This window comes from Modestobacter sp. Leaf380, assembly GCF_001424485.1.
Lineage (GTDB): Bacteria > Actinomycetota > Actinomycetes > Mycobacteriales > Geodermatophilaceae > Klenkia.
Map to the genome: position 1 here is coordinate 210,482 of NZ_LMQC01000020.1, position 13,406 is coordinate 223,887.

Annotated in this window: 12 protein-coding genes; 5 read left to right on the forward strand and 7 right to left on the reverse strand. The window is 75.7% G+C overall.

Annotated elements, in window-relative coordinates:
- Positions 1–318: 318 nt before the first annotated feature.
- Positions 319–687: a hypothetical protein gene (locus ASG41_RS16405; RefSeq protein WP_056297324.1), complete on the forward strand. Its 369-nt coding sequence runs from the start codon at positions 319–321 to the stop codon at positions 685–687.
- Positions 688–759: 72 nt separating this feature from the next.
- Here ASG41_RS16405 and ASG41_RS16410 read toward each other — a convergent pair whose 3' ends face one another.
- From ASG41_RS16410 to ASG41_RS16435, 6 genes are all read right to left on the reverse strand, one after another.
- Complete coding sequence (locus tag ASG41_RS16410) at positions 760–2,316, reverse strand: ATP-binding cassette domain-containing protein (protein WP_056297327.1); 1,557 nt, start codon at positions 2,314–2,316, stop codon at positions 760–762.
- Positions 2,317–2,468: 152 nt separating this feature from the next.
- Entirely contained in the window at positions 2,469–4,043 is a 1,575-nt protein-coding gene (locus ASG41_RS16415) for a glycoside hydrolase family 13 protein (RefSeq protein ID WP_056297330.1), read from the reverse strand.
- Between the two features lie 63 nt (positions 4,044–4,106).
- Entirely contained in the window at positions 4,107–4,538 is a 432-nt protein-coding gene (locus tag ASG41_RS16420) for a globin (protein ID WP_056297333.1), read from the reverse strand.
- Positions 4,535–5,800: an MFS transporter gene (locus ASG41_RS16425; RefSeq protein ID WP_235564854.1), complete on the reverse strand. Its 1,266-nt coding sequence runs from the start codon at positions 5,798–5,800 to the stop codon at positions 4,535–4,537. Before ASG41_RS16425 ends, ASG41_RS16420 begins: the two co-directional genes overlap by 4 nt.
- Positions 5,801–5,820: 20 nt before the next feature.
- Positions 5,821–6,840, reverse strand: a complete 1,020-nt coding sequence (locus ASG41_RS16430; RefSeq protein ID WP_056297336.1) for a mechanosensitive ion channel family protein — start codon at positions 6,838–6,840, stop codon at positions 5,821–5,823.
- A gap of 142 nt (positions 6,841–6,982) precedes the next feature.
- Positions 6,983–9,076 carry a prolyl oligopeptidase family protein gene (locus tag ASG41_RS16435; RefSeq protein ID WP_235564855.1) on the reverse strand — a complete coding sequence of 698 codons (2,094 nt, stop codon included), beginning with the start codon at positions 9,074–9,076 and terminating at the stop codon, positions 6,983–6,985.
- Between the two features lie 197 nt (positions 9,077–9,273).
- Between ASG41_RS16435 and ASG41_RS16440 the strand changes: the two genes are divergently transcribed.
- A complete protein-coding gene (locus ASG41_RS16440) occupies positions 9,274–9,801 on the forward strand; it encodes an HNH endonuclease (protein WP_056298194.1) in 528 nt (175 codons plus the stop codon).
- A gap of 4 nt (positions 9,802–9,805) precedes the next feature.
- On the opposite strand, the gene kynU is transcribed toward ASG41_RS16440, so the two are convergent.
- Positions 9,806–11,077 (reverse strand): kynureninase, encoded by a 1,272-nt coding sequence (gene kynU / locus ASG41_RS16445; RefSeq protein WP_235564857.1) that lies wholly within the window; start codon positions 11,075–11,077, stop codon positions 9,806–9,808.
- 32 nt (positions 11,078–11,109) lie between these two features.
- Between kynU and ASG41_RS16450 the strand changes: the two genes are divergently transcribed.
- From ASG41_RS16450 to ASG41_RS16460, 3 genes are read left to right on the forward strand one after another with little or no spacing between them, the layout of a single operon-like run.
- Positions 11,110–12,531 (forward strand): amidase, encoded by a 1,422-nt coding sequence (locus ASG41_RS16450; RefSeq protein ID WP_056297340.1) that lies wholly within the window; start codon positions 11,110–11,112, stop codon positions 12,529–12,531.
- Between the two features lie 34 nt (positions 12,532–12,565).
- Positions 12,566–12,895, forward strand: a complete 330-nt coding sequence (locus tag ASG41_RS16455) for a hypothetical protein (RefSeq protein ID WP_056297343.1) — start codon at positions 12,566–12,568, stop codon at positions 12,893–12,895.
- 52 nt (positions 12,896–12,947) lie between these two features.
- A complete protein-coding gene (locus ASG41_RS16460; protein ID WP_200939017.1) occupies positions 12,948–13,397 on the forward strand; it encodes a DUF5130 family protein in 450 nt (149 codons plus the stop codon).
- Positions 13,398–13,406: the final 9 nt, after the last annotated feature.

Consider the following 13,406-nt stretch of genomic DNA (forward strand, 5'->3'; position numbering starts at 1 on the left):
ACGGTGATGGCACCCGGGTGGCGGGCGGCGTGGAGGTCCTGGTGGGACCCCGACCCGCAGCCGGTGACGCCCCCGACCCGGCGGCCCGCACCCGCACCCGCACCCGCATCGCAGCCCGTACCGCAGCCCGTGTCCGGGCCCGGCCCCGAGCCGGTCCCGGACCCGCCGCCATCCGTCCCCCCAGCTCCCGCGGCACCCCTGACCCCGGTCGTCGCCACCCCGCCAGACCCGTCCGGCCTGCCCGGACGGTCCGGGTCACCCGACCCGGACAGCGGCACCCCGCCGCGACCCCCCACCCCGACGACAGGAGCACCCCCCGTGGCACAGCTCGACACCGTCATCTCCGACCTGCTCTCGATCGACGGCGCCAACGGCGCCGCCATCGTGGACGTCGACAGCGGCATGGCCCTCGCCGCCGGCGGCAACCCCGGCTTCGACCTCAACGTGGCCGCGGCCGGCAACTCCAACGTGGTGCGCGCCAAGCTGCGCACCATCAGCGACATCGAGCTCAGCGACGAGATCGAGGACATCCTCATCACGCTGCGCACCCAGTACCACCTGATCAACGTGCTCAAGGGCGCGGGCACGTCCGGGTTGTTCGTCTACCTGGTGCTCGACCGCAACACCGCGAACCTGGCGCTGGCGCGGCACAAGCTGCGCGGTGTCGCGGGCTCCATCACGGTCTGACCCGGTGGTCGTCCCGGGCCGGGGGGCCGGGACGACCCCGGTCGCCCGGGCCGGGCCCGGGCTCCGGTCGCCTCAGGCGCGGGCGGCCTGGCGGAGCACCCGGTCGCGCAGTCCGGCGGGGTCGGTGTCGGCGACGTCGACCCACTCCACGACCCGGCCGTCGGCGAGCACGCCCACCCGGTCGCAGCACTCGGCGAGCTCGTCGGGGTCCACGGAGAGCACCAGCACGGCGGTGCCGCGCGCCGTCGCCTCGTCCAGCAGCGCCCGGACCTCGCGGCGGGAGCGCTGGTCCAGGCCCCGGGTGGGTTCCTGCACCACGACGACGTCACCGGCCGCGGCCAGCCACCGGGCCAGCGCCAGCTTGTGCTGGTCGCCCCCGGACAGCGCGCCGAACACGGTGCGGATGCTGCCGGTGTTGACGTGCAGCTGGTGGACGGTCTTGATCACCCCGCGCAGCGACGCGATCTCGGTGGTGAGGTCCGTCGGTCGACCCCAGGGCTCGTCGACGAGGGTGCGCGCGATGGTCTCGCCCGGGTCGACGCCGTAGGCGTCCTCGTCGGGGGAGTAGACGGGCAGCATGGGCGAGCCGGTGTGGCGACGTCCCCGCAGCCGCACCTCGTCGGCTGAGGCGGGCACGGCCCCGCTGAGGGCACCGACGAGCTCCAGGACGCCCGACGCGCGGTCCCCGGTGAGCCCGAGCACCTCGCCGCGGTGCAGCTCCAGGTCCACGCCGTCGACCCGATCGGGCACCCGTAGGCCCCGGACGGAGAGCGCGACGGCGCGGTCGCCGGCCGGGCGGGGCGGCCGGCGGTCCAGCCGCGGGGCGGCCTCCGCCGGGGGGCGCGGGCTGGGGACGACGGCGCCGGGCCCCACCGGGGCGGCCACCGGCCGGGCGGGGACCGCCGGGGCCGGCGTCAGCGGGGCGGGGGCGAGGGTGGCGGCGGCCAGCCTGGCCGGGTCGAGGTCCCGAGCCGGGGAGTCGGCGGCGATGACGCCCTCGCGCAGCACCAGCACCCGGTCGACCACCTCGAGCATCTCGGGCAGCCGGTGGCTGATGTAGAGCACCCCGCGGCCCTGCTCCCGCAGCCGGCGGGCCACGGCGTGCAGGGCGAGCACCTCGGTGGGCGTCAGCGCGGCCGACACCTCGTCCAGGACGACGAGCCGGGTGTCCTCGGCCAGCACCCGGGCGGTCTCGACCAGGCCGTGCACGAACCGGGGCAGGTCGCCCACCAGCAGGTCGGGGTCCAGCTCCAGGCCCACCTCGGCGAGCACCGCCCGGGCGCGGTCGCGCAGCACCCGCTCGGAGAGACCGGCGGCGTCGCCGCCCCGGGCCAGGGCCTGCGCCACGGTCAGCTGCGGGTCGATGCGGACCAGCTGCTCGACCACGCCCACCCCCAGGTGGCGGGCGTCGTCCGGGGACAGCGGTGCGTAGGGCCGCCCGTCGAGGGTCATCGACCCGCCGTCGGGGGGCGTGGTGCCGGCCACGACGTCGCCCAGGGTGGACTTCCCGGCGCCGTTGGCGCCGACCAGACCGACGACCTCCCCGCCGTCCAGCGCGAAGGAGACCCCCTGCAGCACGCGGCGGGCGCCGAAGGTCTTGACGAGTCCGTCCACCTGCAGCAGGGCCATGCCGGACGGCCTCCTGGGCTGGTCAGCGGGGACGACGAACGGGTCGCTCGTCACCACATTCGTCACGGGTCGTGTCGAAATCGATGCTACCCGTGCCCGCCCACGGCGCCTCCCGGACCGAGGGGTCCGGGAGGCGCCGGGCGGGCCCGGGGTCAGTCCCGCAGCCAGACCGCCGCGTCGTGCGGCAGCGTCCCCCCGGTCACGTCGGCGCTGGCCAGCAGCACGTCACCCGGCAGCAGTGACACCGGCGCGCCGGAGAGGTTGACCAGCAGGACCAGGCCGCCGTCCCGGCGCAGGGCCAGGCAGCCCTCCGGGGCCGGCAGCCAGGTCAGCCCGCCGCGGACCAGCGGGGAGGTCCGACGGGTGTGCAGCGCGGACCGGTACAGCGACAGCATCGAGTCGGGGTCACCGGCCTGGGCCTGCGCGGTGAGCCCGGCCCAGCCCGCCGGCATCGGCAGCCAGGTGTCCGAGCCGCTGGTGAAGCCGTACGGCGGGGCGTCGCCGCTCCACGGCACCGGGATGCGGCAGGCGTCCCGGCCGCGCTCGGTGTGCCCCGAGCGCTCCCAGACCGGGTCGGTCAGGGCCTCGTCAGGCAGGTCGACGTCGGGCATGCCCAGCTCGTCGCCGTTGTAGAGGAAGGCCATCCCGGGCAGCGCGAGCTGCAGCAGGGCCGCGGCCCGCGCCCGGCGGGTGCCGAGCTCGCCGTCGCCGTAGCGGGTGACGTGCCGCGGGCGGTCGTGGTTGGACAGCACCCAGCACGCCGGCGCCGGGGTCTGCTCGACCGAGGCCAGGGAGTGCACGACGGCGTCACGCAGGGAGGCGGCGTCCCAGTCGGCGGTGAGCAGCCGGAAGTTGAACGCCGAGTGCAGCTCGTCCGGGCGCAGGTACCGGGCCAGCCGCTCGTCGTCGGAGACCCAGACCTCGCCCACGGTCATCGTGCCGGGGTACGCGTCCATCACCCGGCGGACCGCCCGGTGGACGTCGTGCACACCGTCGTTGTCCAGCCGCGGGTCGCCCGGACCGTGGTCGTCGAACAGGCCGGCCTCGTCGAAGTCGACGTCGGGCAGGCCCTCGGCCTTGACCATCCCGTGCGCCACGTCGATCCGGAAGCCGTCGACCCCGCGGTCCAGCCAGAAGCGCAGCGTCTGCTCCAGGTCGGCGAGCACCTCGGGGTGGGTGAAGTCCAGGTCGGGCTGCTCGGGGGCGAACAGGTGCAGGTACCACTGCCCGTCGGCGACCCGGGTCCACGCCGGACCGCCGAAGATCGAGGGCCAGTTGTTCGGCGGCTGCGCACCGTCGGCGCCCTGCCCGTCCCGGAAGACGTAGCGGGCCCGCTCGGCCGACCCGGGGCCCGCGGCCAGTGCCTGTTGGAACCACTCGCGCTGGTCGGAGGTGTGGTTGGGCACCAGGTCGATGGTCACCCGGATGCCCGCCTCGTGCGCCTCGGCCAGCAGCGCGTCGAACTCGGCCAGGGTGCCGAACACCGGCTCGACGTCGCGGGGGTCGGACACGTCGTAGCCGTGGTCGGCCATCGGCGAGGGGAAGAACGGGTTGATCCACAGCGCGTCGACGCCCAGCGCGACCAGCTCGGGCAGCTTGGCCCGGATGCCGGCGAGGTCGCCGACGCCGTCGTCCCCGCCGTCGGCGAAGGACCGGATGTAGACCTGGTAGAAGACCGCGTCGCGCCACCAGTCGGTGGCGGCGGATGCGTCGGGGGTGGTGGTCACGGGTGCTCCAGCGGGTCTCGGGGGCACGCCGACGGCGCTGTCAGCTGGTGCGGGTGGGGCGGGTCAGGGGGAGAGGTCGCCCTCGGCCGGCTCGGTCCAGCGGTTCTGCATCGACCGGGCGGCCATCTCCAGGTAGCCCCAGAGGGTGGCGTCCTGCTCGGGGGTCAGGTCCAGCGAGTCCACGGCGGCGCGCATGTTGCGCAGCCACGCGTCGCGCTCGGGCTCGGCGATGGCGAAGGGCGCGTGCCGCATCCGCAGCCGGGGGTGCCCGCGCTCCTGGGAGTAGGTGGTCGGGCCGCCCCAGTACTGCTCCAGGAAGCCGCGCAGCCGGTCCTCGGCGCCCTCCCAGTCGTCCTGCGGGTACAGCGGCGCCAGCACCGGGTCCTGCCTGACCCCGGCGTAGAAGTGCGCCACCAGGGCGTGGAAGGTGGGGGCCCCGCCGACCTCGGCGTAGAAGGTGCGTGCCGAGGGGAGGGGCCGACTCGACTCGCTCATGCCCTCGATGGTCCCGCAGTCCCGGCGTCCGTGGGTGGGCGGGTGCGGACCAGTGCCACCAGCGTCGGGACGACGGCGACCAGGCCGACGGCGCCCAGCACCCCGACGACGGCCGTCGGTGGGAGCTCCGACGCCAGCGCCCCGGCGCCCACCGCGCCCAGCCCCTGGGCCCCGAACAGCCCGGCGATCGCGACCCCGAAGGCGCGACCCCGGTAGGCCGAGGGCACGGCCTGCACGAAGACCACGTTGAGCGGGATGGTCCAGGCCGACCCGGCGCCGGACAGCGCCAGCAGCGCGGTGACCGCGACCAGGGCCCCTGTGCCGCCCAGGTGCAGGGCGGGCCACACGAGCACCAGCGGCACGAGGGACAGCACCACCAGCGGCACCATGAGCTGCTCGCGCCGGGCCGGGGAGGTGAACCGGCCGACCAGCACCGCCCCCACGATCGTGCCCGCGGGCTGGGCGGACAGCAGCACCCCGACCAGCGCGGCCGAGCCGGTCAGCTCCACCGAGAGCGGTGTGACGATCCCCTCGGGGCCGTTGACGAACAGCACGCCGACCCACAGGACGGCGACGATCGAGGCCAGTCGCGGGGTGCCCAGCACCAGACGCAGGCCGCGGCCCACGTCGGTCAGCACGGTGCCCGGGTCCGTCCCGTCCTCGGGCACCGGCGCCGGCCGCCGCTGCAGACCGGCCGCCAGCCAGATCGCGGACACCGCGAAGGTGAGGGCGTTGACCGCCAGTGCGAGGGACGGCGTGAACGCGGTCGCCAGGAACCCGCCGAGCAGGAACCCACCGATCTGGGAGACCTGCTGCAGGATCCCGGTCACCGAGGTCGCCACGGCGTAGCGGTCGTCGGTGAGGATGTCCGCGGTCAGCGCCGACCGCGCGGACTCGAACGGCGGCGAGCAGACCGACACCGCCAGCAGCAGCACCAGCAGCGCCGGCAGCGGCATGCCGGGGAGGGCCATGACCCCCACCAGCACGGCCCGGGCCGCGTCGCTGGCCACGAGCACCGTGCGGCGGGGGAACCGGTCGGCCAGCGCCGAGAGCACCGGCCCGCCCAGCAGCCACGGCAGGTAGCTGATCGCGAAGGTGGCCGCGCTCAGCAGCGCCGACCCGGTCCGCTGGTAGACCAGCACGGTGAGGGCCAGCCGGGCCAGCTCGTCGCCGATGGTCGAGAGCAGGTAGGACCCGAAGAGCGGACGGAACTCCGGCACCGCGAACACCGACCGGTAGCTGGCCGGCCGGTCGGCGGCCACCTCCTCCGGGGCGCGGTGGCTCAGGGCGCAGCCCCCGTGGCCGGGGCCCCGAAGGTGGGCAGCGGGATCTTGATGCCCTCGGTGGCGAAGCGCTCCTGCAGCCGCATCCGCAGCTCGCGGCCGACCCGCCACTGGTCGGCGTTCGTCGTGCGGACCTGCAGGCGCATGAGGATGCCCTGGGCGGTGATGGACTCCACGCCCAGCGACTCGGGCTGGTCCAGGATGACCTGCGCCCACTCGGGCTCGGCGTAGACGGCGTCCCCGACCTCCTGGATGACCGTGCGGCAGTTCTCGAGGTCGGTGTCGTGGGCGACCGGGATGTCGATGACGACCTGGGCGTAGCCCTGGCTCTTGTTGCCCACCCGCAGGACCTCGCCGTTGCGGGCGTACCAGACCACGCCGTTGACGTCGCGCAGTCGGGTGATCCGCAGCCCCACGGCCTCGACCGTGCCGCTGGCCTCGCCCAGGTCGACGACGTCGCCCACGCCGTACTGGTCCTCCAGGATGATCCCGATCCCGGCGATGAAGTCCTTGATCAGGTTCTGCGCGCCGAAGCCCAGCGCGACGCCGACGACACCGGCCGAGGCGACGATGGGGGCCAGGTTGATGCCGAGTTCACCGAGCACCAGCACGATCGCGATGAAGAACACGACGATCGAGGCGAAGCTGCGCAGCACCGACCCGACCGCCTCCGAGCGTTGGGTGCGGCGCTCGGCGACCTGCTCGACCACCTGCTGGTGGGAGGGCCCGGGGCCCTTGGTGCGGCGGGGCTTGAGGATCGTCGGCATCTGACCGGTGGCGGTGCGGTCGGTCAGCCGGCGGATCGTGCGGTTGATGACCGCCCGCGCGACCAGCGCCACCACCACGATCAGCAGGATCCGCAGCGGGGTCGCCACCAGGGTCTGCGCGTTCGCGGCCAGCCAGTCCATGCCGAACCACTCGTAGAGCCGGGCGCACAACGAGGACGAGTCGTCGGTGACGCAGCTCGGGGCGTCCAGGCCGTCGGTCGCCGCCGCGGTGACGGACAGTGCTGTGCTCATCACTGCAGGAGTCTCCCAGGTGCATCGGGGTCGTCGGTCGACCCGCGCCGTCGCCAGGTCCCCGGGTGCTCACGGGCACGGCTGTGCCGTCCGGGTCTGGGACGGCGCGTGGCCGGGCCGGCCGTCGGCGGGGGGTGCGGGGTCAGCGGGCAGAGAGCCCGGTGTGCGCCGCCAGGAAGGCGAGCTGGTCCGCCGCCAGACCCACCGTACGGCTCACCGCACGCGCCCCGTGGCCCACCGCCACCTCGCGCCGCAGCACGATCGGCGCGGCCCCGGAGGTGGCGTGCTGTAGCGCCGCGGCCAGCTTGCGGCCGTGCAGCGGGTCCACCCGGGTGTCGGACTCGAAGGTGGTGATCAGCACGGCCGGGTACGCCGCACCCTCGACCACCCGGTGGTAGGGCGAGTACCCCAGCAGCCAGCCCAGCTCCTCGGGGTCGGCCGCGGTGCCGTACTCGTCGTTCCACGTCCGGCCCAGCCCGAAGAGCTCGTAGCGCACCATGTCCAGCAGCGGGGCGCTGCACACGACGGCCGCGGCCAGGTCGGGGCGCTGGGTCAGCGTCGCGCCGACCAGCAGACCCCCGTTGGAACCGCCGAAGACGGCCAGCTGGGGGTGGGTCGTCCAGCCCTGGGCCACCAGGTGCTCACCGGCGGCGGCGAAGTCGTCGAACACGTTCTGCTTGCGCTCGCGCATGCCCGCGCGGTGCCACTCCTCACCGTGTTCGGACCCGCCCCGCAGGTTGGCCACGGCCCACACCCCGCCGGCGGCGACCCAGGCCAGCGTCTGCGCGCTGTAGCCCGGGGTCAGCGACACGTTGAACCCGCCGTAGCCGTAGAGCACGGTGGGCCGCGGCGTCGAGGGTGCGCCCTCCAGGGCGACGACGAACAGGTGCACCGGGGTGCCGTCGGCCGAGGTCGCACGGGTCTCGGTGACGACGACGTCCGGGACGGCGCCGGCGACCGGGGCCCGCTCCCAGTCGGTCAGCGCGGTGGGGTCGGCGGCGTCCCAGCGCAGCACCGACGGCGGGGTGGCGTGGTCGGTGTAGCCCACCCACGCCGACGTCCCGCCCTCGGGCGGGGCGCTCACCCCGGCGATCGACCCCGGCGGCACCCGCACCTCCCCGACCCGGCCCGAGCCGTCGGCGGCCCACAGGGACAACCGGTCGGTGGCGTCCACGGCGTGGACGGCGAGGACCTGCAACGACCCGTCGACGCCGTCGACCAGGGCGACGTCGGTGAGCACGCCGTCGTCGGACTGCGCGATCACCTCGGTCCAGGCGGCGGGCGCCCAGGTGCCGGGGTCGGCCGGGTCGGCGACGGCGAGCCGACCACGCGGGGCGTCCCGGTCGGAGAACAGCCACAGCCGCCCGTCCCGGGCCACCCACGCCGAGGTCTGGGCGTCCACGCCGACCTGCAGCGGTGCCAACGTCCCGTCCCCGTGCAGGTCGGCCAGCCACACGTCGTCCCGGGGGGCGGTGCCGGCCGAGGCCGAGACGACCAACCAGCGGCCGTCGGCGGAGACCCGCACGCCGTAGTAGTTGGTGGGGTCCAGGCCCTCCCCGTGCACCAGCACGTCGGTGGCCGGGTCGGCGCCGACCCGGTGCCGCCACACCCGCCGGTGGAACTGCTCCTCACCGGCCGGGACGTCGGAGGCGGCCAGCCGGCGGACGTAGAAGAGCTCCTCGCCCCCGGGCAGCCAGGCGACGGGGGAGTAGCGGCAGCGGTCGACCGGACCGTCCAGCAGCTCCCCGGTGGCCACGTCCAGGACGAACAGCCGGGACTCCTCGTCGCCGCCCACCGAGACCTGGTAGGCCAACCGGGTGCCGTCGGGGGAGGGCGACCAGGCGTCCAGCGTCGTGGTGCCGGCCGGGTCCAGCTGCATCGGGTCGACCAGCACCCGGTGGGTGCCGTCGGGCTCGCGCACCCGCAGCACCGCGTGCTCCTGCCCGGGGTCGCGGCGGGTGGAGAAGGCGCGGCCGGCCCGCCACGCGGGCAGTCCCACGGCGCCGGAGCGGACCAGCTCGGACAGCCGCGCGGCGAAGGCCTCCCGGTCCGGGAGCGCGCCCAGCAGGGCGGTCGCGTACTCGTCCTGCGCCGCGGACCAGTCCGAGGTCCGCGGGTCGGCGGCGTCCTCCAGCCAGCGGTAGGGGTCGGCGACGCGGTGGCCGTGCAGGTCCTCGACGAGGTCGAGCCGGGGGGCGAGGGCGGGGTCCGGGCGCAGGTCGGGCGAGGCGGTCACGCGCCGACGGTAGCCACCACCCCCGACAACTCGTTTGCCCGTTCGTCACCTGGGCGGTGCAGGATGGGGGTGCCCGTGGGTCGTGCAGCACCCCGGCGGTCCGGGGCTGACGGAGGTGCCCCGTGCCGCTCACCGCACTCGGGTCGTCGTCCGCGTCGGGCCCGCCGGGCCCGCGGCGCGACACCCGCCCCGGTCCCGTGCCGCCCGCTGCCACGACTGCGGCCACCCTGCTGCTCAACGCGACGTACGAGCCGCTGTGCGTGGTGTCCAGCCGGCGGGCCATCGTGCTCGTGCTGGCCCACAAGGCCGAGCCGGTCGACGTCTCGGACGTGTTCTGCCACGCCGAGCTCGTGGCGCTGCCCGTGCCGGTCGTCGTCCGGTTGACCCGGTACGTGCGGGTGCCCTACCCGGCGCAGGTGCCGCTGTCCCGCCGCGCCGTCTTCACCCGGGACGGCTCGACGTGCGTCTACTGCGGTGCCCCGGCCACCAGCATCGACCACGTGTGGCCGCGCAGCCGGGGTGGCACGCACAGCTGGGACAACGTCGTCGCGGCCTGCCGGCGGTGCAACCACACCAAGGCCGACCGGTCGCTGGCCGAGCTGGGCTGGACGCTGCCGCACCCGCCGGTCGCCCCGAGCGGGTCGGCCTGGCGGCTGCTGGGCCACCGCGCCGTCGACCCGCGCTGGCGCAGCTGGCTGGGCCTGGCCGAGAGCGTCCCGGCCTGAGGGCTCAGGTGACCCGGCTGCGCCGGGTCGGGTAGCCCTCGTGCGCCCCGGTCGCCAGCACGTCGGCCAGCCGCTCGACGGCGTCGAAGACGTCGACGAAGCGGGTGTAGAGCGGCGCCGGGCCGAAGCGCACCCGGTCCGGCGTCCGGAAGTCCGGGACGACGCCCCGGTCGACCAGCGCCTGGGTCAGCTGCCAGGCCTGCGGGTGGGCGAAGCTCACGTGCGCCCCGCGGCGGGCGGCGTCCCGCGGCGAGGCCAGCTGCAGGGCCGGCAGCCGCTCGTCGGCGAGCGCGACCAGCAGGTCGGTCAGCGCGCGGCCCTTGGCGGCGACCGCGGCGATGCCGGCCTCCGCGGTGATCCCCACGCCCACCTCGACGGCAGCGGTGGCCAGCACCGGCGGCGTGCCGACGGCGAAGCGGTCCACCCCGGGGGCCGGGTCGTACTCGGGGCCCATCGCGAACTGGTCGCGCTGGCCGAACCAGCCCCACACCGGCTGGCGCAGGTCGGCCTGTAGCTCCCGCCGGACGTAGAGGAAGGCCGGTGCCCCCGGACCCCCGTTGAGGTGCTTGTAGGTGCAGCCCACGGCGAGGTCGGCCCCACCCGCGTCGAGGTCCACCTCGACCGACCCCGCGGCGTGGCTGAGGTCCCACAGCACCAGCGCGCCGTGCTCGCGGGCCAGCGCGGTGACCGCGGCCAGGTCGACCAGCGCGCCCGAGCGGTAGGCCACCAGCGACAGCACCACGACGGCGACCCGCCCGTCCAGCGCCGCGGCCAGCACGTCCAGGTCGAGCCCGGCGTCGATGTCGGCCGCGACCTCGCGGACGGTCAGGCCCTTCTGTGCTGCCACCCCGGCCACCACGTACCGGTCGGTGGGGAAGTCGTCGGCGCAGCACACGACGACGTCGCGGCCCGGCCGGGCGTCACAGCCGGCCACCAGCAGCTTGAACAGGTCGATCGACGTCGAGTCGCTGACCAGCACCTCGCCGGGACGGGCGCCCAGCACCCCGGCGGCCAGCGCGTCGCCGACCCGGCCGGCCTGGGAGACCCACTGCGACCAGGACCCGACCAGCCCGGCGCCCCACTCCTGCTCCACGACCCGGGCGACCGCGGCCGGTGTCGCGCGGGGCAGCCGGCCCAGCGAGTTGCCGTCCAGGTACAGCCGGCGGTCCGGGCCGTCGTCCCAGCTGCCGTCGGGTCCGTCGCCGGTGAACCGGTCGCGGAAGGCGGCCAGCGGGTCGGCGGCGTCGAGCGCCTGGGCGTCGGCACGGGTCGTCACGGTGCCGATCATGCCCCGCTAGCGTCCCGGCCATGACGCAGCTGCACGAGCTGACCGCGCTGGGGCAGGCCGCGGCCGTCCGGTCGGGGCAGGCCAGCCCCACCGAGCTGGTCGACCACCACCTGGCCCGCATCCAGGCCCTGGACGCCGGCATCGGGGCCTGGGTGACCGTCACCCCCGACCGGGCCCGGGCCGCGGCCGCCGCGGCGGAACGGCTGCTGGCCGCCGGTGGTGAGCTGCCACCGCTACTCGGCGTCCCGACCGGGATCAAGGACCTGAACCTCACGGCCGGCGTGCGCACCACCTTCGGCTCCGCGGCGATGGCCGACCACGTGCCGACCGTCGACGACCACGTCGTCACCGCGCTGGCCGCCGCCGGCACGATCAGCCTGGGCAAGACCAACACCCCGGAGTTCGGGTTCCCCTGCTACACCGACAACGACGTCGCCGGCCCCGCCCGCTGCCCGTGGGACACCACCCGGCTGGCCGGTGGGTCCAGCGGGGGAGCGGCGGCCGCCGTCGCCGCCGGGATGGTGCCCTTCGCGCAGGGCTCGGACGGCGGGGGCTCGATCCGCATCCCGGCCGGCATCAACGGCCTGGTCGGCATCAAGACCACCCGCGGGCGGGTGAGCAGCGCCCCGCTGGGCGCCGAGATCACCGGTCTGGGCGTGCAGGGCCCGCTGGCGCGCACCGTCCGGGACGCCGCGGCGATGCTCGACGCCATGGCCGGACCCGTCGTCGGCGACCCCAGCTGGGCGCCGCCGCTGCCGCCGGGGGAGACCTTCCTGGCCGCCGCGGACCGGCCCGTCGGGCGACTGCGGGTGGGGCGCTACCGCGACTCCGGGATGCCCGGTGTGCAGCTGGCCCCCGAGGTGTCGGCCGCCTTCGACGACGCCTCCGCCCTGCTGGAGTCCCTCGGCCACGAGGTCGTCGACCTGCCGGCAGCACCGCTCACCGACCAGGTGCTGGCCGCGTTCGAGACGGTCTGGTCGCTGTCGGGGGCCACCCTGCCGGTGGGCGAGGCCCAGGTCCCGCTGCTGCGCCCGCTGACCCGGTACCTGCGCGAGCGCGGGCTGGCGCTCTCGGCCCGGGAGGCGATGGACGCGCTCTTCACCCTCCGGGTCTTCAGCCGCCGGTTCGTGCAGGCCACCGACGCCTTCGACGTCCTGCTGGCACCGATCTGCACCGACACCCCGCGCCCGGTGGGCTGGTTCGACCACGACGGGGACGGCGCCGCGGACTTCGAGCGGCAGAAGGCCTACGCCGCGTTCCCCGCCGTCTACAACGTCACCGGACAGCCGGCGGTCAGCGTGCCGCTGTGGTGGACCGCGGACGGCCTGCCGATCGGCACCATGCTGGTCGGCCGCCCCGCCGACGAGGTCACCCTGATCGCGCTGGCCGCCCAGTTGGAGCAGGCCCGGCCGTGGGCGCACCGACACCCTCCGGTCTGGTGAGCCGGTCCCGGGGGGCCCCGGTAGATTGCCGGGCGTGACCGTCGTCGAGACCCTGCTCGTCTTCCTGGTGGCGCCGCTGGCGTTCATGCTCGTCGTGGCCGCCCTGGTGATGCTGCCCGCGCTGAAGAACCGGGACCGGTACAAGCCCGGCAAGCCCTGGGGCCACGCGCCGGTCTGGTACGAGCCGCACCGCGCCGGCGGTGCCGCACACGACGAGCACGGCGAGCACGGCGAGCACGGCGAGCACGAGGCCATCCCCACCGGCGCCCGGGCCTCCGCGCTGGCGATCGGCCAGGCCCCGCACGCCCCGAGCACGCCCGCCGTGACGCGCACCGCCTCCGGCGGCGCCCGCGGCACCTGGTGAGCCCCCGCGTGAGCACGTCCCGACCGACCCCGCAGAGAGGCAGCACCCGCTGATGGCCACCGAGCTCGCCGGCACCCGAGAGCCGATCGTCGACGGCCAGGAGGGCGAGGGCGGCACCGCTCCCGCCCCGTTCACCCCCGCCGAGCTGGCCCGGCTCGACGAGGCGCTGACCATGTCCTCCCGGGAGACCGGGCTGCGCTTCACCCTCTACATCGGCGAGCTGCCCGCCGACACCCGCGCGGGCGCCGAGGACCTGCACGCCCGCTCCGGCGAGGACACCACCCACTCGGTCCTGATCGCCGTGTCGCCCGACCAGCGCGTCCTCGAGGTCGTGACCGGCTCCGCGGCGGCCCGCCGTCTGCCCGACCGCGCCTGCGCCCTCGCGGTGCTGTCGATGACCAGCTCGTTCGGCTCCGGCGACCTGGTCGGCGGCATCGTCAACGGCCTGCGTCAGCTCTCCGACCAGGCCGGGCACCCCGCGGCCCACCGCGCCAGGCACTAGGCCGGGGCA

Excerpts from the sequence above, each read along its gene's own strand:
- ASG41_RS16460 (WP_200939017.1), top strand. The coding sequence starts at position 12,948 with ATGGCCACCGAGCTCGCCGGCACCCGAGAGCCGATCGTCGACGGCCAG.
- ASG41_RS16430 (WP_056297336.1), bottom strand. The coding sequence starts at position 6,840 with ATGAGCACAGCACTGTCCGTCACCGCGGCGGCGACCGACGGCCTGGAC.
- ASG41_RS16420 (WP_056297333.1), bottom strand. The coding sequence starts at position 4,538 with ATGAGCGAGTCGAGTCGGCCCCTCCCCTCGGCACGCACCTTCTACGCC.
- ASG41_RS16450 (WP_056297340.1), top strand. The coding sequence starts at position 11,110 with ATGACGCAGCTGCACGAGCTGACCGCGCTGGGGCAGGCCGCGGCCGTC.
- ASG41_RS16410 (WP_056297327.1), bottom strand. The coding sequence starts at position 2,316 with ATGGCCCTGCTGCAGGTGGACGGACTCGTCAAGACCTTCGGCGCCCGC.